Source organism: Streptococcus nasisuis, from assembly GCF_040836615.1.
GTDB classification, from domain to species: domain Bacteria; phylum Bacillota; class Bacilli; order Lactobacillales; family Streptococcaceae; genus Streptococcus; species Streptococcus suis_V.
The window spans coordinates 1927282-1948970 of the sequence record NZ_CP162268.1 but is presented as its reverse complement, the minus strand read 5'-3'; the positions used below and the strand labels follow the sequence as shown (position 1 = coordinate 1948970).

Annotated in this window: 22 protein-coding genes; 19 read left to right on the top strand and 3 right to left on the bottom strand. The window is 46.3% G+C overall.

Annotation, left to right across the window (positions count from 1 at the left end; genetic code table 11):
• The first annotated feature begins 98 nt into the window (after positions 1-98).
• The 3 genes from AB1F57_RS09835 to phaC all read left to right on the top strand — a co-directional run bounded on the left by AB1F57_RS09835 (position 99) and on the right by phaC (position 3864).
• Positions 99-1055 (top strand): DNA/RNA non-specific endonuclease, encoded by a 957-nt coding sequence (locus AB1F57_RS09835; protein ID WP_367985692.1) that lies wholly within the window; start codon positions 99-101, stop codon positions 1053-1055.
• A gap of 432 nt (positions 1056-1487) precedes the next feature.
• Entirely contained in the window at positions 1488-2774 is a 1287-nt protein-coding gene (locus AB1F57_RS09830) for a poly(R)-hydroxyalkanoic acid synthase subunit PhaE (protein WP_167785913.1), read from the top strand.
• A 19-nt stretch (positions 2775-2793) separates the two neighbouring features.
• Entirely contained in the window at positions 2794-3864 is a 1071-nt protein-coding gene (gene phaC / locus AB1F57_RS09825) for a class III poly(R)-hydroxyalkanoic acid synthase subunit PhaC (protein WP_105110511.1), read from the top strand.
• A 65-nt stretch (positions 3865-3929) separates the two neighbouring features.
• On the opposite strand, the gene AB1F57_RS09820 is transcribed toward phaC, so the two are convergent.
• On the bottom strand, positions 3930-4820 hold the full coding sequence (locus AB1F57_RS09820) for an alpha/beta fold hydrolase (RefSeq protein ID WP_105138178.1): 891 nt from the start codon (positions 4818-4820) through the stop codon (positions 3930-3932).
• Positions 4821-5013: 193 nt separating this feature from the next.
• Here AB1F57_RS09820 and AB1F57_RS09815 point away from each other — a divergent pair, with 193 nt between their 5' ends.
• The 14 genes from AB1F57_RS09815 to AB1F57_RS09750 all read left to right on the top strand — a co-directional run bounded on the left by AB1F57_RS09815 (position 5014) and on the right by AB1F57_RS09750 (position 18702).
• Positions 5014-5415: a MaoC family dehydratase gene (locus AB1F57_RS09815; RefSeq protein ID WP_105138177.1), complete on the top strand. Its 402-nt coding sequence runs from the start codon at positions 5014-5016 to the stop codon at positions 5413-5415.
• Between the two features lie 126 nt (positions 5416-5541).
• Complete coding sequence (locus AB1F57_RS09810; protein ID WP_167785916.1) at positions 5542-6471, top strand: nitronate monooxygenase; 930 nt, start codon at positions 5542-5544, stop codon at positions 6469-6471.
• A gap of 281 nt (positions 6472-6752) precedes the next feature.
• Complete coding sequence (locus AB1F57_RS09805; protein ID WP_105138176.1) at positions 6753-7958, top strand: acyl-CoA dehydrogenase family protein; 1206 nt, start codon at positions 6753-6755, stop codon at positions 7956-7958.
• A gap of 181 nt (positions 7959-8139) precedes the next feature.
• Positions 8140-8988: a 3-hydroxybutyryl-CoA dehydrogenase gene (locus tag AB1F57_RS09800; RefSeq protein ID WP_105110506.1), complete on the top strand. Its 849-nt coding sequence runs from the start codon at positions 8140-8142 to the stop codon at positions 8986-8988.
• Between the two features lie 14 nt (positions 8989-9002).
• Positions 9003-10181, top strand: a complete 1179-nt coding sequence (locus AB1F57_RS09795; RefSeq protein WP_367985691.1) for an acetyl-CoA C-acetyltransferase — start codon at positions 9003-9005, stop codon at positions 10179-10181.
• A gap of 169 nt (positions 10182-10350) precedes the next feature.
• Positions 10351-11547, top strand: a complete 1197-nt coding sequence (locus AB1F57_RS09790; protein ID WP_170238533.1) for an OFA family MFS transporter — start codon at positions 10351-10353, stop codon at positions 11545-11547.
• 268 nt (positions 11548-11815) lie between these two features.
• Positions 11816-12595, top strand: coding sequence for an enoyl-CoA hydratase/isomerase family protein (locus AB1F57_RS09785; protein WP_105110503.1), 780 nt, complete (start codon positions 11816-11818; stop codon positions 12593-12595).
• Between the two features lie 23 nt (positions 12596-12618).
• Positions 12619-13341, top strand: coding sequence for a CoA transferase subunit A (locus AB1F57_RS09780; RefSeq protein WP_105110502.1), 723 nt, complete (start codon positions 12619-12621; stop codon positions 13339-13341).
• Positions 13342-13345: 4 nt separating this feature from the next.
• Positions 13346-13999: a 3-oxoacid CoA-transferase subunit B gene (locus AB1F57_RS09775; protein ID WP_105110501.1), complete on the top strand. Its 654-nt coding sequence runs from the start codon at positions 13346-13348 to the stop codon at positions 13997-13999.
• A 363-nt stretch (positions 14000-14362) separates the two neighbouring features.
• Positions 14363-15265, top strand: a complete 903-nt coding sequence (locus AB1F57_RS09770; protein WP_367986351.1) for a LysR family transcriptional regulator — start codon at positions 14363-14365, stop codon at positions 15263-15265.
• Between the two features lie 12 nt (positions 15266-15277).
• Complete coding sequence (locus AB1F57_RS09765) at positions 15278-16387, top strand: acyl-CoA dehydrogenase family protein (protein ID WP_367985690.1); 1110 nt, start codon at positions 15278-15280, stop codon at positions 16385-16387.
• Positions 16388-16418: 31 nt separating this feature from the next.
• The gene (locus AB1F57_RS09760; protein WP_105138171.1) at positions 16419-17348 is read left to right on the top strand and encodes an MBL fold metallo-hydrolase; all 930 of its coding nucleotides are present in this window, start codon (positions 16419-16421) and stop codon (positions 17346-17348) included.
• A 187-nt stretch (positions 17349-17535) separates the two neighbouring features.
• Positions 17536-18315 (top strand): MucBP domain-containing protein, encoded by a 780-nt coding sequence (locus AB1F57_RS09755; protein ID WP_167784976.1) that lies wholly within the window; start codon positions 17536-17538, stop codon positions 18313-18315.
• Between the two features lie 249 nt (positions 18316-18564).
• A complete protein-coding gene (locus AB1F57_RS09750; RefSeq protein WP_161498030.1) occupies positions 18565-18702 on the top strand; it encodes a hypothetical protein in 138 nt (45 codons plus the stop codon).
• A gap of 103 nt (positions 18703-18805) precedes the next feature.
• Here the strand turns inward: AB1F57_RS09750 and AB1F57_RS09745 are convergent, their stop codons facing one another.
• Both AB1F57_RS09745 and AB1F57_RS09740 read right to left on the bottom strand, forming a co-directional pair.
• Positions 18806-19297, bottom strand: a complete 492-nt coding sequence (locus AB1F57_RS09745; RefSeq protein ID WP_170243815.1) for an NADPH-dependent FMN reductase — start codon at positions 19295-19297, stop codon at positions 18806-18808.
• A gap of 70 nt (positions 19298-19367) precedes the next feature.
• Complete coding sequence (locus AB1F57_RS09740) at positions 19368-19829, bottom strand: MarR family transcriptional regulator (protein ID WP_105138166.1); 462 nt, start codon at positions 19827-19829, stop codon at positions 19368-19370.
• A gap of 174 nt (positions 19830-20003) precedes the next feature.
• Between AB1F57_RS09740 and AB1F57_RS09735 the strand changes: the two genes are divergently transcribed.
• Both AB1F57_RS09735 and AB1F57_RS09730 read left to right on the top strand, forming a co-directional pair.
• On the top strand, positions 20004-20498 hold the full coding sequence (locus AB1F57_RS09735; protein ID WP_167784977.1) for a PepSY domain-containing protein: 495 nt from the start codon (positions 20004-20006) through the stop codon (positions 20496-20498).
• Positions 20495-21676 (top strand): pyridoxal phosphate-dependent aminotransferase, encoded by a 1182-nt coding sequence (locus AB1F57_RS09730; protein ID WP_367985689.1) that lies wholly within the window; start codon positions 20495-20497, stop codon positions 21674-21676. The genes AB1F57_RS09735 and AB1F57_RS09730 overlap by 4 nt, the downstream gene beginning before the upstream one ends.
• Positions 21677-21689: the final 13 nt, after the last annotated feature.

Sequence of the window (21689 nt, the reverse complement as noted above, 5' to 3'; positions counted from 1 at the left end):
TAAGCAGACCAAGATGTTTCAGTTTTGTCGTGAATATGAAGCGATTTCATGATATACTAATGATAGACAGATTTCGTTTATCCTAAGGAGGAGTATGTATGAAACGGCGTATTTTTCGGCTCATCCTTGGTATTCTGACGGTGATTTTCTTTTTCGGCAATGGGCCTGTGACCCTGGCCAATCAAGTGGACTACCAGGGCTTGCAATTACTTCCTTTTACAGGTCAGAAGCAGTTGGTTCTTGGAGAATTTGACCATCTCAGGCGTGCGACATTTGCCCATATTCAATTGCAGGATAAGGATGAACCCAAGAAGCAGAGGGAGCCTCGGATAAAATACAATCCTGTAGGCTGGCACAATTACAAACTGACCTATAACAAGGGTGGGAAGAAGGCCTATCTCTTCAATCGTGGCCACCTAATCGGCTACCAGTTTAGCGGCTTGACCGACCAGGGTGAAAATTTGGTTCCTCTGACTGCCTGGACCAATAGTGGTCATTACAAAGGGACCAAGGATACCAACATTGAAGGCATGCTTTTTTATGAAAATCGGCTGGATTCTTGGCTGGCAACCCATCCTAACTATTGGTTGGATTATCGGGTAACTCCGATTTATAGAGGCGATGAATTGGTGCCACGCCAGATTGAGCTCCAATACGTAGGCATAGATCAGGCTGGGAATCTACTGGAGATTCGGCTGGGTAGTGAAAAAGAGATAGTCGATGCCTATGGCATTACGCGGGTCGTTTTGGAGAATTATTCTAAGAATGCGGAGATTGACTACTTGACGGGGACAGCCAAGCCTATTCTGGTACCAACTGAAATGGCAAGTAGCTCGACGACAGCATCTGCATCCAGCCAGCAAGCGACTAATCCAAGCACGGAAGCAAGTCAGGAATTGGCTCCGGTCGTCTATATTGCCCGTAATGGAAAGGCGGATGTTTATTGGTATTCCAAGGATAATATGCCTAAGAATACCAATTGGTCAAAAGTGATTAGCATGTCGGAGCAAGAAGCTAAGGACCTTGGCAAGCGACATACGAGTAAGGAAGAATGATAACGAATGACAGCAGGCTTGTTGATGATAAGCCTGCTTTTTGTTTGCTCAAACCCAGCAAAATTCACTCTAACCATTCTGAAAGAGGGGGAGACCTCTAGAGAAAATCTTTGGAAATCTCTAGAGGCGAATAGACATCTTAGCTAGGTTTTAATAAAAACAATCTTATATATGTTTTTGTCTATTAAGAAAACGAACCTATATCCACTCTTTTTGAATTTGACTGAGTATAGAAAGCTAACTGTGAGCGCCGTATTATTTTTATGTATTAGTTGGCCTACTAGTTGCTATAAAAAACTCTAAGTTGCATTTAGAGCATGACAGCTTGAAATCGAAAACTCTCTATAATAAGATAAGAATTGTAGGTAGACTGTCCCACTTGTCTAACCTGACGGTCCAGGAATTGACCGAATTCTTATAAGGAGGAATCTTATGTCCCAATACGATATGATCAATCAGTGGTTTGAGGCTCAAAAGAAAATGGCTGAGCAGTGGCAAAGTCTGATACCAAAACAGGCTGAAGATGGCCCAAAAGGTATGGCAGATATTTTGACCGCCCAGCAGCAATTCTTCACTGACTATCTCAAATCCTTGAATCCGACCAATGGATTTACCATGCCCTTCCAAACTGGGATGACCAATCCTGCCCTGGATTCTTGGAACAAACTTCAGTCTAACTGGATAGAACAGATTCAAAAGGCCTACCAAGAAGGACCTCTGGGCAACTACATTTCCCAATTTCCAGATATGAATACCTATTTGGAATTTTACCGCAACCAGTTCAATCCATCCCGTCTCTATGATGCCCTTGATTCGGATTCTTATGCAACCTTGGTCAAAATGATGGATGCCAACAAGCATTTTGTTAGTTTTTATCGCTATTTTGACAACCTTCGTGACCTCTATTCGAAGCCATTTGAAGAAGATGGTAAGGAATGGGTCAACAAGTGGATGTCAGATGGCCAGCAATTTTATGCTGATTTTGTCCAACCCTATATTCCTGCCCAGCTGCGCTCAATCCTAGAAGCGCCTTATAAGCTGACCGGCGCGCTCAAGGATAACTGGTCTCAATTCTTGGGGCCGTGGGCTGAATCCTTCTTTGACCTCAGTCGTCTCTATGTCGAGGGTGCCAACGGAGATCCAGACAAGCTGGCTGGTTTCTTTGACCAGTGGAAGAGCCAGTATGAGCAGACAGTAGCGCCGCTCTTGCGCATTCCGGGCATGGGCAACAATACGGAAAAGATAGAGGCTCAGAATGCCTTTATTGACAATAGTATTCAGTTAATCCTAACAAGTGTAGAGTTCCAGCAAAAACTAACCCAAGTAACCAAAAATCGGGCTAAAACTTTAATGGAAGAATTTGCTGAATTGGTTAAAAAGGGTGAGCAACCGCAAACATACAAGGAATTTTATCATCATTGGTCTAATGAAGTAGAAAAAACCTTACAAGAATATTTCTACTCAGATGAATTTTCTCAACTCTTGGCCAAATTTGGTACCGCCAATGCGCAGTTTGTCATTGCTCGCAATAAACTCTTGGAATTAGTCCTGAAAGGCCTGCCGATTGTCCTAGAAAGTGATGCGCGCAGCCTGTATAAAAAGGTTCAAGAGTTGAAACGCGAAGTGACCAAGCTCAAGCGCGAACTCAAGGACATCAAGCAAGGCGCAGAGGCCAAGCCTGCCAAGACCAAGCCCAGCAAGAAAGCTGACAGCAAATAAGTAAGAAGGGAGATGGCCTATGTTTGAGGAATTATTTACCATACCGAAGAAAAATATCCAGGATGCCCTGGAATCCCAACAACGCTTGATTAAGGGCATTGAAACCTTGACCAAGCTGGAACGACCAAAAGGTGGCGTATCGGAAAAAGAAGTCATCTACGCAGAGGATAAGTTGGTCCTCTATCATTTCAAACCAAAAGTAAAACGACCGCTCAAGACGCCGACCCTGATTTCTTATGCCCTGGTCAATAAATACTACATGCTAGACCTGCAGGAGGGCAATAGCTTTGTGGAAGATATGCTCAATGCGGGGGCGGATCTCTATGTCATCGACTGGGGGTATCCGACCAAGGATGACATGTATATCACTATGGAAGACTATATCCAGGGCTATATGCGCAACTGTGTGGAGGCTGTTTTGGACCATTCTGGTGCCGATAAAATCAACTTTTTCGGCATTTGCCAGGGAGCCAATTTCGCGACTATCTTTACAGCCCTCAATCCTGACTTGGTCAAGAATCTGGTGACTGTTGTGGCGCCGATTGATTTCTCTCCGTGTGATAAGTTGCTCTTCCAGTGGGGCAAATATATGGATGCAGACAGTATGGTCGAAGCCTATGGCAACCTGTCTGGAGAAGTCATGAACAACGGTTTCTTGCTCTTATCGCCTATCAAATTAACCACCAATAAATATTTGGATTTAATTGATAAATTGGACAATGAAAAAGCCATGACCAATTTCTTGGCCCTAGAAAGCTGGATTTTTGATAGCCCTGCCCAGGCTGGAGCGACCATTCGTCAGTTTACCAATGACATGTACCATGATAATAAGCTGGTCAAGGGCGAACTCAAAATCGGTGATGAAACGGTCAATCTCAAGAATATCAAGCAGCCATTGCTCAATATCATTGCCAATCGGGATGACCAAGTGCCGACTCTGGCTTCTGAACCATTACCGAAATTGGTTGGCTCAAAAGATACGGAGACTGTCTATTATGATTCCGGCCATATCGGCCTCTTTGTCAGCAAGAGGTCCCGCCAACAAGTAATACCAAAACTCATGGATTTCTATAAAACCCATGATGAGTAAAAAGGGCTGGGCTTAAGCCCAGCTCCTTGTCTATAATAGGGAAAGTTACCAATGTGGCTTGTTCGCTAGAGGAGATGTTTTCTTAGAATGTCTGCTAGCTGATTAGGTTGGTCTGTCTGGATAGAGTGACCAGCATCCATGACATAGAGCTGGGCCTGTTGCTTCAAGGTCTGATAGGTCAGAAGAGCAGAGTCCATACGAACAACCTTGTCCTTGTCCCCGTGGATAATGATGACCGGACAGGTGACATCTTGAATCCGGTTGGTTCCGGCGACCAGGCCGTTTGTCTGATTGGTCATATTGAAGGTGAAGAGGTTGATAAAGATGTCAGAGTAGTTTTGCTGCTGGCACATGGCATCCATATAGGTCTGGTAATCCTGCTCAGAAATCGGGTAGAGTTGGTAGAGGGGATCCATTATTTTCTTGAGGATACGCTGGTCACGGTTTTGTAAGGCCAACTCGACCTTCTGCAGGACGGGATTCCACTTGGCCATGGCCCGATTGGTCTGGATGAGGAGCGGCAGCAGGCCTAATTGAGGTCGATTGATATCGCTAGGAGACAGGTAGCCCTGTATGCCGATGGATGCGAGGAGAAATACCTGCTCAACGGCTTGTGGTTTTAGCGCAGCCATTTCCAAGGCAACCCCACCGCCTGTGGACCAACCAAGGATAGCATAGCTAGGGATTGCCAGCGCATCCATGAGCTCCACCAAGTCCAGAGCCAATTCCTGCAGGGAATGGACAGGCTGCTGGTAGCTGGAATGCCCGAAGCCACGCATGTCTGGAAGAATTAGCTGAAAGTCTCCCTCCAGAGCCTCTGCCAGCTGGTAGAAATGAACCGACGAACTCAGGTTGCCATGCAGGAGAATCAAGGTTGGGCCAGTAGTCCCAGTTCTTGAATAGGCTAGGCGCTCACCATTTTTCAGTGTATGGTAGTGGATAGGATATGATTTCATATAATAACCCTTTCTTTGACCCCATTATAGTAAAAAATAATAAAAAATCAACTAATACTCTTCGAAAATCAAAACCATCCCTTGTCAAGAGCCTTTCAGCCTGTCGCCTTGAAATAAGTTAGTGATAGAGTTCTGCTGGTGGCTAGATTGATTTTCATTGAGGATAAATAAAATGACGAAAAGGAGTAGTACAATGACAAAAGTATTTGAAATTGGGCAGACGGGTCAGTTTGCTAAGACCATTACAGAGGCAGATGTGATCCTTTTTGCAGGGATTTCAGGTGATTTGAATCCTGCCCATGTCAACGAAGTTGAGGCTTCACAGGGCATGTTCAAGAAGCGGATTGCCCATGGCATGTTGGGTGCTTCCTTGATTTCAACCGTCTTGGGCATGTATCTGCCTGGTCCTGGCACCATCTATCTGGGGCAGGAGTTGAAATTCCTCAAACCCGTTGGAATCGGGGATACCTTGACTGCGACCGCAACCATTACAGCCATTGATGACAAGGGCTGGTTGACCTTGGAGACTATCGTGACCAATCAGGATGGTGTCAAGGTCATAGCTGGTCAGGCCAATGTTATCCCGCCAAAATAGGCTAGTCCAGACACATTACAATTTGTTATGGTTGACATAAGATTTTGTAATAGAAGAAGGATTGAAAAGGGTTTCAATATTTGGTATGATTGTGACAAAGATAACGAAACAGGAGGAACATGCAAGATGAATCGTGTTACAGAATTGTTGGGTATCCAGTATCCCGTTTTCCAAGGAGCCATGGCTCAGATTTCTCGTCACCAATTGGTCAGCGCTGTCTCAAACGCTGGTGGTCTGGGTATTCTTGCCTCAGGTGGCATGACGGCAGATGAGGTCCGAGAGGAAATTCGGAAGACCAAGGCCCTGACGGATAAGCCGTTTGCGGTCAATCTGATGTTGATGATGGACAATGTGGCAGAGATTGTGGAAGTCCTGATTGAAGAAGGGGTTAAGGTCGTGACCACAGGTGCAGGTACACCGAAACCCTATATGCCTCGTCTCAAGGAAGCTGGCATCAAGGTGGTCCCAGTTATTCCAAGTGTCAAGCTGGCCCTCAAAATGCAGGAATTGGGCTGTGATGCTGTAGTGGCTGAAGGGATGGAAGCAGGTGGTCACATCGGCGAAATGGCTTCCATGCCCCTGACGAGACAGGTGGCTGCTGCTCTAGATATTCCTGTGATTTGTGCAGGTGGTGTGGCAGATGGCCATGGTGTGGTCGCTGCCTTTGCCCTGGGAGCAGAAGGGGTGCAGATGGGGACCGTATTCCTCGCGGCAGAAGAATGCCCGATACCAGATAGCTACAAGCAGGCTGTGCTGGATGCGGTAGACACTTCAACTGTCGTGACTGGTCGCAAATTTAAGGCGCCGGTACGCTGTATCCGCAATGCTATGACAGACAAATATCTGGAAATAGAGGCTCAAGCTACTTCCCGTCATGATCTGGAAGAAATCACCATGGGGGCTCTTGCCAAGGCAGTCAAGGAGGGAGATGCTGAAAACGGCTCTCTCATGGCTGGACAAATTGCTGGTCTGGTCAATGACATCAAGCCTGCCAAGGCCATTATCGAGACAATCTTTACAGAAGCAGAGCATGTCTTGAAGAAACTCCACCTCTAATTTTTAAGACACTGCCAATTTCCTCTTTGGCAGGCTGGATTCAGAATCCGGTCTGCTTTTTTCTTCACAAACTTTCCGTTCTTCCTATTTTTATGCTTTCCAAAGTTAGCAATGGTAAGGATTCTTGTGTTTTCCTACTTTGTGAAATTCTATAATCTTCACTTATAGTCGTATTAATTTTTATTAAGTAGATTTTTATGTAATTTCGTTATATTATAATGTTGTCAACAAAATGTAAACGCTTTACACAAAGCAAAAAATACAAAAAGGAGTCTATTACCATGTCAGTTAAAGAATTAGCTAGAGAGTTGTACCCAGAAGATTTGTTCGGTTATGCCGAAAAATTGACGGAGGGTGAACTGAAAGTCTTGCAACACTTGCGCCAAGAATTAGAAGCACGTGTTCGTCCAGTCTTGATTGACAGCTATGAAAAAGCCCTGCTTCCACGTGAAGAAATCCTGGGAGCATTTGCAGCAGCCAAAATTATGACTCACCCAGATTTGTTCGTTGGTCGCGAAGGATCTTGGAAGGCTGGTGAGCTTTACAACGCCTTCCTCTACCTGGAAATGGCTCGCTTCGATCCGTCTGTTGCAACCTTCTACACAGTGCATGGCGGACTTGGTTACAATACGATTCTCATTGGTGGTAGCCAGGAGCAGATTGAGCGCTTTGGTACACCAGTTCGTAATTTTGAAGCACAGACCTGTTTCGGTTTGACAGAGCCTGACCATGGTTCTGACATTGCAGGTGGTCTTGCAACAACAGCTGAGCGTAAGGGTGATGTCTGGGTATTGAACGGCGAAAAACGCTGGATTGGTGGTGCTAAGACAGCAGACTTTATTCCAATCTTTGCCCGCGATGTGGAAACCAAGAAAATCAAATGTTTCATGGTGAAACAAGGTAGCCCAGGTCTTTCTGTGGAAAACGTGGAGCACAAGATTTCCCTCCGTATCGTAAACAATGGTCACATTACACTCAAAGATGTGGAAGTTCCTGAAGCAGACCGTCTTGTCAATATCAACGGCTATGGCGATGTAGCGAAAATCTTCGTTCGCACACGCGCAGACGTTGCTTACATTGCCATGGGTACAGCGGCTGGTGCCTTCAATGCAGCTCTGCGCTTGACCACAACTCGTGAACAATTTGGCCGCAAACTCGGTGGCTTCCAATTGGTACAGGAAAAATTGGCTCGTATGCAGGCAAATGTGCAGGCAGCCATTGCTTACTCCGCACGAATTGCCGAAATCCAAGAATCTGGCACAGAAGAAATGCTCAACTCTTCACTGGCTAAGCTCCACAACTCTCTCCGCATGAGAGAAACAGTAGCCCTGGCTCGTGAAGTCTGCGGCGGTAACGGTATTACCTACGAAACAGAAGTTGCTCGCTTCTTCACAGATGCGGAAGCTATTTACACCTATGAAGGAACACACGAAATCAATGCCATGATTGTGGCGCGTGAATTGACTGGAATCGGTGCCTTCGTCTAAAACTCACTGAAAATCCATCTCTCAGCTCAAGGCGACAAGCCGCAAACCTCCACTGGAGATTTGCTGGTCAAGGCATTTGAAAAGAGAAATGATTTTCTAAGTGTAAGCAATTTATCCGGGAGTGGGGAATCTCCTGCTCCCAGGATATTGGCTCTAGGGCGAAAGGAAAGGAAAAAGTATAATGGAAATTAAAAATGTTATGGTCATTGGGTCTGGTCAAATGGGCAGCGGGATTGCTCAGGTTTTTGCCCAATCAGGCTTCACTGTCTATCTCAATGATATTAAATTAGAATTTGTTGAACGTGGTCTAGCAGGTATTAAGAAACAATTTGATCGTGCTGTTGGAAAAGAAAAAATGACCCAAGAAGAAGCAGACGCAGCCTATGCACGATTGATCCCGTCGACAGATTACCAGGATGCCAAACATGTGCAATTGGTGGTGGAAGCAGCGACTGAAAACCGCGATATCAAGCTGAGCATCTTTAAACAATTAAACGAGATTACAGCTCCAGAAACCATCCTGGCATCCAATACCTCCTCCCTGTCTGTGACCGATATTGCTGCCGCTTCAGGTCGTCCGGACAAGGTGCTAGGTATGCACTTCTTTAACCCAGCTCCTCTTATGAAATTGGTCGAAGTTATTCGTGCCATTCAAACCTCTCCAGAAACAGCTGCTGCGGTAGAAGAAGTCACTGCAAAAATCAATAAAACAGCAGTGCGCGTGGCGGATTCCTATGGCTTTGTGGTCAACCGTATCCTGATTCCAATGATCAACGAAGCAATCTTTGTCTTGGGAGAAGGCGTTGCCAGTGCAGAAGAAATTGACACAGCCATGAAACTGGGTGCCAACCATCCGATTGGACCGCTTGCCTTGGCAGATTTGATTGGTCTGGATGTGGTGCTGGCTATTATGAATGTCTTGAGCAATGGCTTCGCGGATCCAAAATACCGTCCAGCTCCACTTCTTAAAAAAATGGTGGAATCTGGTAAACTTGGTCGTAAGACTGGTCAAGGATTCTTTACGTATTAGGAAGGGAGAAAAAAATGAGAGAAGCAGTAATTGTAGCAGCTGTTCGAACACCAATTGGCAGTTACGGTGGAAGTTTAAAAGATATATCTGCTGTTGATTTGGGAGTAACTGCTGTCAAAGGCGCACTCGAAAAAATTAACCTTGATCCTACTTTGGTGGATGAAGTGATTTTTGGTAATGTACTTGGTGCAGGTCTTGGACAAAACGTCGCACGTCAAGTTAGTATCAAATCTGGCTTGCCTGTAACGACTCCTTCCTTCACCATTAATAAGGTCTGCGGTTCTGGTCTGAAAACCATCAGCCTAGCAGCTCAAGCTATCCTTTTGGGAGATGCAGATGTTGTCATTGCAGGTGGTACGGAAAATATGAGCCAGACGCCGTATGTTATTCAAAATCAGCGCTGGGGTTCCCGCATGGGTGATAGCAAAGTGATTGATACCATGCTAAAAGATGGACTTACGGATGCCTTCGAGCCAATCCATATGGGGATTACTGCGGAGAATGTCGCAGACAAGTACAATATTACCCGTGAAGATCAGGATAGCTTTGCGGTTCGTTCCCAGGAAAAGGCTGTCGCTGCTATCAAGGCAGGTAAATTCAAAGACGAAATCGTACCAGTCCTGATTCCGCAACGCAAGGGCGATCCACTCGTCTTTGACACAGACGAATATCCACGTGAAAATGCCAGCATGGAAGGCATGGCTAAATTGCGCCCAGCATTCAAGAATGACGGTACTGTTACTGCCGGAAATGCCTCTGGTATCAATGACGGAGCAGCGGCTATCATTATGATGAGCAGTGAAAAAGCTGCACAATTGGGTCTGCCAGTCCTTGCTACTATCAAATCTTATGCAAGTGCAGGTCTAGATCCAACTATTATGGGTTGCGGTCCTATCTACGCATCCCGTAAGGCCCTGGATAAGGCAGGCTTGTCTGTCAGTGACCTAGATTTGGTTGAAGCCAACGAAGCCTTTGCGTCCCAAGCCTGCGCAGTCAATCGTGAACTAGGACTCAATCCAGATATTGTCAATGTAAACGGTGGTGCCATTGCCCTCGGTCACCCAATCGGAGCGTCAGGCGCCCGTATCTTTGTCACACTTCTACATGAAATGCAAAAACGTGATGCCAAATGCGGTTTAGCAACTCTCTGTATCGGTGGTGGTATGGGGATAGCCGTTATCGTGAGCAGATAGTACTCTTCGAAAATCAAACGCAGACGTTGTTGACTCGACTTGATATGTGAAAAGCTCAGGGTGTGCTTTTCAGCCCGTCGCCATAAAACCATAAGCGTCAGAGTTCTCCGCGTCTTCCTGATTTTCATTGAGTAACTTTCACCATTTGTAGATTATGTGAGGAAAGATTATGAAAAAAACACCAAATCGTTGGGTCATTTTGGCGGCGGCCATCTTGACCAACCTCTCCTTGGGAGCGGGCTATGCCTGGTCCGTTTTCCAAAAAGCTCTCTTGGAAGCCAATGCCGACCAAGGATGGGTACAGGCCCAGACCTCACTGGCCTTTAGTATCTCCTTTGCCATGGTTCCGGTCGGAATGATTATTTTCGGCCCCAAGGTTGATGCCCTCGGTCCTAAGAAATTTGTATTCTTAGGTGGTATCCTCTTTGGTTTAGGCATGTTTGCCACAGGCTTTGCAACCAGCTTGCCGGTTCTCTATCTGACCTACGGTGTCATCCTGGGTCTAGGTATCGGGTCTGCCTACGGTGCTGCCACTTCGGTCGCTTCCAAATGGTTCCCTGATAAAAAAGGTCTGGCTGGTGGTTTGACAGCGGCAGGCTTTGGTCTTGGTCCCCTGATTATCGGGCCAGTTGCTAAAGGCATGATTGGCGCCATGGGTGTTTACCGGACCTTCAATGTACTGGGTATTGCCCTCTTGGTGGTTATCTGTGCGTCTTCCCTGGTCATGGAAAAGGCTCCAGCAGCTGCTCCGACACCAGGTGCTGCAGCTCCGACTGGTAAGACCCATAAGGAAATGTTGCGTGAAGGCAATTTCTGGCTACTCTGGTTGATTTACATCCTCGGTGCGACCGGTGGTATGATGATTATCGGTGGTGCCGCATCCATCTCTGACCAATACAAGCTGGTCAGTGAAGCGACATTCTTTGTCATGCTGGTTTCCATCGCCAATACCTTTGGCCGGATTTTCTGGGGAGCCGTGTCTGATAAAATTGGTCGCTACCCGACCGTTGTTGCCATGTTTGCCGCAGTAGCAGGAGGGCTCTTCCTGACAGCGACCTTTAAAGGTGAAGGCAGTGTCCTGGCTATCATCGGTGTCATGCTGGTTGCCCTGTCCTTCGGTGGTTTCCTCGGTTCCTTCCCAGGTATCACGGCTGATAACTGGGGTGTGGCCAATGTAGGTACCAACTACGGCTGGATGTTTACGGCTTACGGTGTGGCTGCTATTGCAGGACCACAGCTGGGTGCTCGTCTGGCTCAAGCCAACAATGGAGACTACTCTATGGCCTTCTATATCGTCATCGGCATGGCCGTGGTCGGAATCTTGCTCCAGCTTTACTACATTGCTAAATCTAAAAAAGCTTCCTAACCTCTAGTGCCCGGAGAAATCTGGGTGCTTTTTTACTTTTTGGGAAAGCGTTCTTGATTACTTTTTGATGGTTGAACAACCTCAATAAATAAGTTAGTTTTCGCACAATTTCTATAAGTCCACCTAATACGACTATTAAAATTTCTTAAGTAGACGAATATGTAAATAGTTGATAAACTAATAATGTAAGCGTTTTACATTTTGTCAATAGATTGGTTGCATTGTTGACCCTAGGTGACCAATCACATCACACATTAGGAGAATGTTTATGAACAAAACTGTATTGTTGGACGTCAAAGATGGCATCGGTTATATCACCATCAATCGTCCAGAAGCATTGAATGCCCTCAGCTCACAAGTCTTGAAAGACTTGAATGAAGTATTGGATGTAGTGGAAACCAGTACAGAAATTGGTGTAGTCATCGTTACAGGTGCAGGTGAGAAATCATTTGTAGCCGGCGCAGACATCAAGGAAATGGATAAGATGACGCCGACACAAGCCTTCGAATACATGACCTATGCCAATGATACTTTCTCCAGACTAGAACATCTTCGCCAGCCATCCATCGCAGCAATTAACGGATATGCTTTGGGAGGTGGTATGGAATTGGCTCTGTCAACAGACATTCGTCTGGGCCATGAGAAAGTGTTGTTGGGCTTCCCTGAAGTGACACTTGGAATTATACCAGGATTTGCAGGAACCCAACGGATGCCACGCCTCATCGGCATCAGCAAGGCCAAGGAACTCATTTTCACGGCTCGAAATGTAAAAGGACCAGAAGCAGTCGAACTCGGCATACTCAATCGCCTGGTCCCAGCAGAGGAATTGATGCAGGAAGCTGAAAATCTAGCAAAATCTATTTTGAAGAATGCTCCGTTGGCTGTCGAAAAAGCCAAACATGTCATCAGCGTGGGAACAGAATTACCACTGCAAAGTGCCATCCGCTTGGAAACAGAAGCAGAAGCACTCCTCTTCTCAACAGAGGATAAAAAAGAAGGCATGGGCGCTTTTGTTGAAAAACGAAAAGCAGTCTTTACACGGAAATAAGTAGCTTTGACGAGGAGAAAAAAATGGCAAAAATTGTAACGCTCAAAGAAGCAGTATCGCTGGTACAACCGGGACACATCGTGGGAATCTCAGGCTTCCTCGGTGTCGGTGAACCCTTTGAATTGATCGATGGCTTGGTGGAACAAGGCACAAAAAACCTGACTCTGACATCTGTCGTAACCTCCCATCCTGGTAAGGAAGTCGGAGTAGGTCGCCTCTGCGAAAACCACCAAGTATCCAAATACATAGCAGCCCACGTCGGAACCTCACCAGGTGCCCAAAAAGCCTACTTCAGCGGTGAGATGGAAGTTGAATTCACACCGATGGGTACAGTGGTTGAACGCCTCCACGCTGCAGGTGCAGGTCTAGGTGCCGTATTGACACCGACAGGCGTTGGAACCATCCTAGAAGAAAAACAAGAAAAAGTTGTCCGCAACGGCCGTGAGTACCTAGTCTATGATCCATTGAAAATTGACGTAGCCCTAATCAAGGCCAGCAAGGCAGACAAGTACGGAAACCTTTACATTGAAGGAACCACTAAAAACATTTCATTGCAACTGGCCCTGGCTGCCGACACAGTCATCGTTGAGACCAATGAGGTGGTAGAAATCGGAGAAATCAAGCCGGATGATGTCTATATTCCTGGTATTTTAGTAGATTATGTCGTCCAAGGTTTGACAGCACAAGAACACCATGAAATGATGGGTGCTCTCTGGACAGAAACGAAGAAACTAGCAGGGGTGTAAAAATATGAAAGCAAAAGAAGTTATTGCACGTCGTGTCGCTTTAGAATTCCATGACGGAGACGTTGTCAACCTGGGATTCGGTATTCCAAACGCATCTGCTGACTATATCCCAGCTGGAGTGAGCGTTATTCTCCAAGCTGAAAATGGAGCCCTTCGTTTCGGTGAAACCCCAGGCAAGGACAACTACCATCCAAATATTGCCAACTCAGGTGGTGCTCCCATCACCCTTATGCCAGGAGCTTCAACCTTTGATATCCAAACATCCTTTGCCATCATCCGTGGTGGTCACGTGGATGCGACTGTGCTTGGAGCCCTTGAAGTTAGCCAGGACGCCAGCATTGCCAACTGGATTATTCCAGGAAAATTCGCGCCAGGCATGGGCGGCGCCATGGACCTCTTGGTTGGTGCCAAGCGCGTGATTGTGGCCCTGCAACATGTCGATAAAAACGGTGAATCCAAGATCCTCAAAGAATGCACCCTGCCACTGTCTGCCAAAGGAGTGGTATCCATGGTCATCACCGAATTAGCCGTATTTGAATTCCAAGATGGCAAATACCTGCTCAAGGAAGTAGCTCCTGGAGTGACGGTAGAAGAAGTCCTAGAAAAAACAGCAGGTGATGTGGTCGTTGCTGACAATGTCATCACCATGCCAATCTAGGAAAGCATTTCCGCAAACCTGACTTTACTAGCTACACTTACTAGCAACAAGACAATGGGACGGTTCTTGAGGTCGGTTTGATAGATGTTAAGTACAAGAAATATCCCAGTAGTCAATTTGCTGGGATTTATTTGTGAAATTCGAGCAGATTTATTTAAAAATATTCAGTAACATGATATAATAAATCGAGGAATTTATCGTTGTCTACTAAAAAACACATTGAAACTTTAGTTACCAGATTTTTTAGGGCAAAACGATAAACAAAACATGAAAAAACATCACCTAGCTATCAGTTCAGATAGGTGAGACAAGATTATATGAAAAACGCTTGTCCAAAAGGACAAAGGAGGATATGCTATGGGAATGGATATTGTTCAAATGGGGTATTTTATCAATATTGTTGAGAACAACTGTAATCTATCTCTAGCCGCTAAGAAGATTCATATCAGCCAGTCAGCTCTCAGCCAGTTCATCACCCAGTTTGAGACCAATGAAGGGCTCCAGCTCTTCCATCGGAAAAATGGTCGCCTGGAAAAACTGACCGAGGCAGGTGAGCGTGTCTACCGCTTTGCCACCGAAATTGTCGAGAAATACGAAGATATGCAAAGCATGATTCAGACCGAGTCTACCAAGCAGAAGGGCACCATCCGTCTGGGTATTCCGTCTTTGATATTGCGGGTCTATTTTGCCAATATCCTGCCGGACTTCCTGCTCAAACACCCAAATATTGATATCCAGATTACCGAAGGAGGAGGAGTGGACCTCAACCGCATGTTCCTGGCTGAGGACCTCAACTTTGTCGTGGTCATTGAGCCGACCTCCCTGGATAGCCAAAAATACGAGCAGCACATCATCCAGATGGACGAATACGTGGCTTTTATGGACAAGAATCATCCCTTGGCCAGCAAGGACCTGCTTGAGTGGAAGGACATTGAACCCTATCAAGTCGCCACCTTTAACAAGTCCTACACCACCTACCACCTCCTCAAGGACAAGTTCAAAAAAGAAAAAATCAAGCCTAAGCTCAGCTTCCTAGCCTACTCTTGGGACTACCTAATCGAAGTCACATCTGGCAATAATATCATCACCCTCCTGCCCCGGCCAATCGAAGATTTGGTGGACAAGGACAAGCACACCATGGTCCGCTTCAGAGACTTTTTACCTTTTAATATCTGGTTCTGCCGACCGTACAAGTCCAAGACCAATGAAATCGAGTCCTTTGTCTACGAAGAATTCCTGAAATTATACTACACGCCTGTCGAATAAAGTAGGTGAATCATGCAATACGACCAAGAAAAGTTAGACCAGATTAGCGACTATATCCAGGCTGAGATAGTTGGCCAAGCAGCCCACTATGATGAGCACAAGCTCTTTCCGCTCCTCTTTATCAATCGGCTGGTCACAGACCACAAGATTTTCCACCTGCTCCACCAAACTGTGGACAGAGACAGCGGGCTCAGGACCTTTCTAGAGGTCATTCGCCTCCTGTCCATCGAGTTTTCCTCCTTGGCAGCCATCCTCATGACCCAGGCCTTCTATGCCATCTGGCTCTTGGAGCATTTTGGCAGTCCTGAGCAGAAGGAGCGCTATCTGGATGATTTGCTCAACTTCAAAAAAATCGGTGCCTTTGCCTTTTCCGAGGAAGATATCAATCTGGACAAGCAATTTCCCGAAACCATGGCCAGACAGACCGACAAGGGCTGGATTATCAACGGTCGCAAGCAGATGGTCTCCAATGCGCCTATGGCAGATGTCCTCTTTGTCCTCTGCCAGACCGTGGACCAGTACGGCAAGAAGGACATGGCTATCTTTGTCCTCGACAGCAAGACTCCCGGTGTCCAGGTTGGTCCCAACATTGACAAGGTCGGTGTCCGCTCTATGCCGCTGGCGCCTATTAGTTTTGAAAATGTCCAGCTGACCACCGACCAGCTGTTGGGCCACCAGATTGCCGGCAAGCAACAGTACACCCAGTCTATGATTAAGATGCGGCTGGCCATCAGTGCTCAATCCCTGGGCATTGCAGAAGGTGCCTTCAAGAAAGGTCTGGCCTATTCACAGATTCGCCGGGGCTTTGGCAAGCGTCCTATCGACGTGTCTATCAATCAACTCCGCATCGTCGACCTGAAAACGACCCTGGTTGCCTGCGAAGCCTATTACCATGACTACCTGCGGACCGATATGTCAGACGAACGGGAGGTCTCCATGCTGAAAATCATCACCTCCAGACTGTCCTCGACCATTTCTGAGGAAGTAGTTCGTATAACTGGAGCTTATAGCTTCATCGGAAACGATGATATCGAGCGTTATGTTCACGATGCAAATATTACCAAGGAATACGGCGGAAAAACAGACCGACTCAAGAAAAAAATTGCAGAAATGTGGCTGTAAAACTCAAGTGAAATGAGGAGAATATGAAAATATGAAACTACAAACCTACCAATTTGGCCAGATGACCCTGACCTGGCTGAGAGGGGCAGACAAGTACACGGATGCAGGAACCATCTTCGGACCTGTGCCCAAGGCTGTCTGGTCCCGCTATTACCCGACCAATGAACAGGGGCTTATCCATGACCTGACAGACCCCATCCTCATCAGCTACCAGGGCAAGCATTACCTTATTGATACCAGCCTGGGAACGGAAAAGCTCAGTGACAAACTCCGGAGAAATCTCGGCGTCATCTCAGAAAACCGTGTCCTAGAAAGCCTGGACCAGCTGGGCCTCAGCCCTGAGGATATCGATGTGGTCCTCATGACCCACATGCACAATGACCATGCCGGTGGCCTGACCAGGCTAGTCGATGGCGAGCTGGTTCCCACCTTCCCAAATGCCACCATCTACATCAATGACATCGAGTGGGAAGAAGTGCGCTATCCCAATCCCCGTACCAGGGCTACCTACCTGCCTGAAAACTGGCAGGCCATCCAAGACCAAGTCCAGACCTTTGGCTCAGAGCTCAAGCTGGTCGACGGCATTGAGATGCACCACACAGGCGGTCACAGCCGTGGCCACAGCATCATCCTGCTCAAGCAAGAAGGGGAGACCCTGATACACATGGCCGACACCCTCCTGACCCATGCCCACTTCAATCCCCTCTGGGTGGCAGCAGTAGACGACTACCCCATGGACAGCATCAAGGCCAAGGAAAAGTGGATCAAGCAAGCCTACAGTCAAGGCTACACCTTCCTCTTTTACCATGACCCTTACTATACCCTGCTCAAGTTTAACCAGGATGGTAGCCAAGTGGTCTCCTGCCTGGAAAGACTGCGCCCACCAGTCCTGCCCTTTACGGACAAGGAGGACAAGCGCCTGGTCGTAGCGGAGGAAACCAAGCTACCGATCACATACTAATACATATATATAATTCTATCTTATCAATAATATTTGTGTAAATTTCATAAACTAGTCATTGTCCCTTGCAAAAATGATATACTCCCCATATAGTGGACAGTGAAAAAACAAAAATTTTCACTAGAAACTAAGACCTGGAACTATTCCTGTCTACCCACATTCAAATAACCCTGAACAAACCATTCCATTGGAACCAAGTCCAGATGGAGGTTATGAGCTTCCGCCTGTACCAAGCAAGCCAGGTGAAGACACTGTTATCAAGTACATTCCACAAGACGCTAGCGTGACCGTTCGCTATGTGGATGACAAGGGAAATGATTTGATTCCAAGCAAGTCCATTCCAGGTCAGGTTGGTGATGATTACACGACCACCCCTGAGATCATCAAGGGCTATCTGCTCAAGGAAATACCAAGCAATGCTTCTGGTAAGATTGCAGCAGGCGGTACAAGTGTTGTCTACACTTATGTACCAATTGGAAGCTATGTGCCAAACATTCCAGGTCAGCCATCCACTCCGATTCCATATCCGAATCATCCGACTGACCCAGGCAAACCAGGTACAGATCTACCATCAATTCCGTATGTTCCGGGTTATATCCCTGTCGGCCCAGGAGGAGTACCATTGCAGCCAGCAGATCCAAGTGATCCAACCAAGGGCTATATTGCGCCTCCTATCCCAGGAAATCCAAGTCAAGATACACCAATCAACTACATTCCGAGCCCACCAGCTCGACCAAGTAGACCGATTGTTGTGACACCTGTCAAGCCTGAGACTCCAGTTGAGCCAGAAGTTCCAACAACTCCAGCTCAACCGAGACCAGCAGGACCCGCACAACCAGCTAGCCCTGGTACGGCTCAATTGCCAAATACTGGTACCAGCGATTCACATGCAGTGACTGCAACTGGTGCTAGCCTCTTCCTAGCTGCCCTTGCCATAGCAGGCACAGCTCGCAGAAGAGAAGAGTAATCCTTATGCTTTCCAACTATCCTACATGGTCTTTATCTGGACCTACATTCCCACCACAAGTCGAATGATTGGTTTATATTGCATCTTCCCAACTCCCATTTGTAGGCCAGATAGCAGACCTGTTTGGTAGTAGAAAATAGATAGGCACCCAGAATCTGGGTGCCTTGTCTATTCTTATAACTAGGAAATCGGGTTGTTTTACGAATAATTAAGTGAGGGCTCTTGCCTATAACTTATTTAGGAGGAAATATGACCAGAAGACGTCAGAAAACCAGTTCGACGGCGGATATTGTCGCAAAAAATCTGGGTTCGTCCAAATTCAAGCACACAAAATCTATTCAGATAAAAGCAGCAGTCCTAGGTATTCAAGAACCTAGGACTTTTTGAGTAAAAAAAGCCTATCTCCTGAGAAATAGACTTAGAACCTGTATTTGCAGCTCAGCATATTTAGCTTGTGAATACAGGTTCTTGTTGTAGGGAGACTTGCGAATTAGTTAATTGCAGCGAGAACTGCGTCAACTTGTTTAGCCAATTGTTCTTCATCAACTGGAGCGCCGTTTGTTGCAAGTGTCAATTCATCTACGAAGTTTGTGCGGATGAATGGAAGAAGTGCACGGTATTGAACAGCTGCATCTTCTTGGTGTGCAAATGAAGTGATAGATACTGTTGCCACTTTTTCATGAAGAGCAGAAGCACCACGTGGATCTGACAAATCAAGTGCACGACTGAGCCAATCGAGAACGTTTTTCACTGAACCAGGGATAGCAGCGTTGTAAACTGGTGAGAAAATCCAGATAGCGTCAGCAGCAACAACTGCTTCACGCGCAGCTTTTACAGATGCAGGAGCATCAGCTTCCAAATCTTGTGAGAATACAGGAATTTCTTTCCAATCAAGGTAAGATACAGTTGCTTTACCTTCAAGTGCATTTTCAGCAGCTTGAGCCAATTGAGCAGTGAATGAACCTTCACGAAGAGAACCCAACTAAAAATAAAATGTTTGACATAATGTTACTCCTTAATTACTTGATGTGACTATCATAACACATAAATCACTAATTAGCAACATTTTTATCCATAAATTTGAATCTTTTTAGTAAATCGGCCAATAAATCCTGTTCTTCCTGGCTCAAAACAGAGAAAATTTTTCCAACATGAGCATAGTGTTCCGGCAAAACCTTCTCAATCGTTTCCCGACCGAAAGGAGTCAAACCAATCAAGGAAGCCCGCTTATCACTTTCATCCTGGGTCTTGAAGATATAGCCATCACGGACCATATTCCGAATGACCACCGTCATGTTGCCAGAAGTGCTGAGCAGCTTATCAATCAAATCCTGGATGCGCAAATTCCCCTTATTGTAAAGTGCTTCCATCACGCCGAATTGGCCAACGGTTAACCCATGTTTTCTGATGATATCTGTCTCCTGTCTGCTAATAGTATTGGCAGCGCGACGAAAGACAACTAAACTATGTAGGGCATGCTGATTTTCTTTTAGAGAGTTTTCTACTTTATTCATAAGTATATTTTATCAATAACTAGTTCCTTTGGCAAGAAATTTGATGGTTGAAAAAGCTGATTCTGACAAGATTTTGAGCGCATTTTCCCATATCGAATTTTAGCTGAAGTTTTTTTGCAGAATTTTCGGATTCAATTAGCAATATGTGGCAACTTATAGTATAATATTCCTATTATGGCGAAAACATCACGTGAACCTTGGATTAGCCTGACCTTAGGTCAACAATTCTTGATTGGTTCAGCAGTTATCCTGACGGTTTTGACATTTTCTATACTCCTGATTTTGGAAATGGCCAGCAGTCCCTATGCCCAGGCAAGTGAGAGGGCGGAGAATCTGGCCCGTCAAGCAGTCCAGTTGGAAACCATTGAAAAGATTAGTTCCTACCGAGGTGTGGATGACTTTCATACCGTCTTAGGGGCGGATTCTGATGGACAAGAGCTGGCAATCCTAGTGTCAGACCAAACCTCCCAAGTTTATGTTTACAAACTATCTGACGGCGTTACCCAAGCCCAGGCTGAGGCCATTGCCCAAGAGCAGGGAGCCGGCCAGATTGACCGAGCGATTATCGGCATGCGGGAGGGCAAGCCTATTTGGGAAATCAAGTCAGGGACGGCTTATTATAACATTGATTTTAAAACTGGAGACTTTATCAAAAAGGAGGGCTTATGAGTAAGCTATCAAACCGCGTTTTGGAAATGGAAGAAAGTGTGACCTTGGCTGCTGGTGCCCGTGCCAAGGCCTTGAAAGCGCAGGGACGCGATATTTTGGAGTTGACCTTGGGAGAGCCAGATTTTTTCACTCCTAAGAATATCCAAGAGGCTGCGATTTCTTCTATTGAAAATGGCAAGGCTAGCTTTTATACGGTGGCATCTGGTTTGCCAGAGTTGAAAGATGCGGTCAATACGTATTTTGAGCGATTTTACGGCTACTCCATTGAGCGCAATCAGGTTGTGCTGGGAACGGGTGCTAAGTTTATCCTCTATGCCTTTTTTGCGGCGGTTATCAATCCGGGTGATGAGGTTCTGATTCCAACGCCTTATTGGGTGTCTTATGCTGACCAGATCAAGATGAACGAAGGAGTGCCAGTCTTTGTCACTGCGACGGAAGAACACAATTTCAAGGTGGCAGTTGACCAGCTAGAAGCAGCTCGGACAGACAAGACCAAGATTCTCTTGCTCAACAGTCCGTCCAATCCGACAGGTATGATTTACAGTCGTGAGGAGTTGGAAGCCATTGGAAACTGGGCTGTGGAGCACGATATTCTTATCTTGGCAGACGATATTTACGGTCGCCTGGTCTATAATGGCAATACCTTTACACCGATTTCCAGTATTTCAGAAAGCATTCGCCAGCAGACTATTGTGGTCAATGGTGTGGCCAAGGCCTATGCTATGACAGGCTGGCGAGTTGGCTTTGCGGTTGGCAATCCTGAGATTATTGCGGCTATGAGTAAGATTATCGGACAAACGACCTCAAACTTAACAACCGTTGCTCAGTATGCGGCCATTGAAGCCTTTACAGGTCCGCAAGATACGGTCGAAACCATGCGTCAGGCTTTTGAAGAGCGGCTTAATACCATCCATCCCTTACTAGCAGAAGTACCAGGTTTTGAGGTCATTAAGCCAGAAGGAGCCTTCTATCTCTTCCCTAATGTTAAAAAAGCTATGGAAATGAAGGGCTACACAGATGTAACTGAATTTACCACAGCCATTTTGGAAGAAGTCGGCGTGGCCTTAGTGACCGGTGCAGGTTTTGGAGCTCCTGAGAATATCCGCCTCAGCTATGCGACGGACATGGATACGCTCAAAGAAGCGGTGGCTCGACTACACACATTTATGAAAAAATAAAAAGAGGAACAAT

Coding starts and splice junctions, on each gene's coding strand:
- AB1F57_RS09750 (WP_161498030.1), top strand. CDS start 18,565: ATGACCAGAAGACGTCAGAAAACCAGTTCGACGGCGGATATTGTCGCA.
- AB1F57_RS09810 (WP_167785916.1), top strand. CDS start 5,542: ATGAATCGTGTTACAGAATTGTTGGGTATCCAGTATCCCGTTTTCCAA.
- AB1F57_RS09735 (WP_167784977.1), top strand. CDS start 20,004: ATGGCGAAAACATCACGTGAACCTTGGATTAGCCTGACCTTAGGTCAA.
- AB1F57_RS09780 (WP_105110502.1), top strand. CDS start 12,619: ATGGCAAAAATTGTAACGCTCAAAGAAGCAGTATCGCTGGTACAACCG.
- AB1F57_RS09770 (WP_367986351.1), top strand. CDS start 14,363: ATGGATATTGTTCAAATGGGGTATTTTATCAATATTGTTGAGAACAAC.
- AB1F57_RS09790 (WP_170238533.1), top strand. CDS start 10,351: ATGAAAAAAACACCAAATCGTTGGGTCATTTTGGCGGCGGCCATCTTG.
- AB1F57_RS09740 (WP_105138166.1), bottom strand. CDS start 19,829: ATGAATAAAGTAGAAAACTCTCTAAAAGAAAATCAGCATGCCCTACAT.
- AB1F57_RS09795 (WP_367985691.1), top strand. CDS start 9,003: ATGAGAGAAGCAGTAATTGTAGCAGCTGTTCGAACACCAATTGGCAGT.
- phaC (WP_105110511.1), top strand. CDS start 2,794: ATGTTTGAGGAATTATTTACCATACCGAAGAAAAATATCCAGGATGCC.
- AB1F57_RS09800 (WP_105110506.1), top strand. CDS start 8,140: ATGGAAATTAAAAATGTTATGGTCATTGGGTCTGGTCAAATGGGCAGC.
- AB1F57_RS09830 (WP_167785913.1), top strand. CDS start 1,488: ATGTCCCAATACGATATGATCAATCAGTGGTTTGAGGCTCAAAAGAAA.
- AB1F57_RS09760 (WP_105138171.1), top strand. CDS start 16,419: ATGAAACTACAAACCTACCAATTTGGCCAGATGACCCTGACCTGGCTG.
- AB1F57_RS09785 (WP_105110503.1), top strand. CDS start 11,816: ATGAACAAAACTGTATTGTTGGACGTCAAAGATGGCATCGGTTATATC.
- AB1F57_RS09820 (WP_105138178.1), bottom strand. CDS start 4,820: ATGAAATCATATCCTATCCACTACCATACACTGAAAAATGGTGAGCGC.
- AB1F57_RS09765 (WP_367985690.1), top strand. CDS start 15,278: ATGCAATACGACCAAGAAAAGTTAGACCAGATTAGCGACTATATCCAG.
- AB1F57_RS09775 (WP_105110501.1), top strand. CDS start 13,346: ATGAAAGCAAAAGAAGTTATTGCACGTCGTGTCGCTTTAGAATTCCAT.
- AB1F57_RS09805 (WP_105138176.1), top strand. CDS start 6,753: ATGTCAGTTAAAGAATTAGCTAGAGAGTTGTACCCAGAAGATTTGTTC.
- AB1F57_RS09835 (WP_367985692.1), top strand. CDS start 99: ATGAAACGGCGTATTTTTCGGCTCATCCTTGGTATTCTGACGGTGATT.
- AB1F57_RS09815 (WP_105138177.1), top strand. CDS start 5,014: ATGACAAAAGTATTTGAAATTGGGCAGACGGGTCAGTTTGCTAAGACC.
- AB1F57_RS09730 (WP_367985689.1), top strand. CDS start 20,495: ATGAGTAAGCTATCAAACCGCGTTTTGGAAATGGAAGAAAGTGTGACC.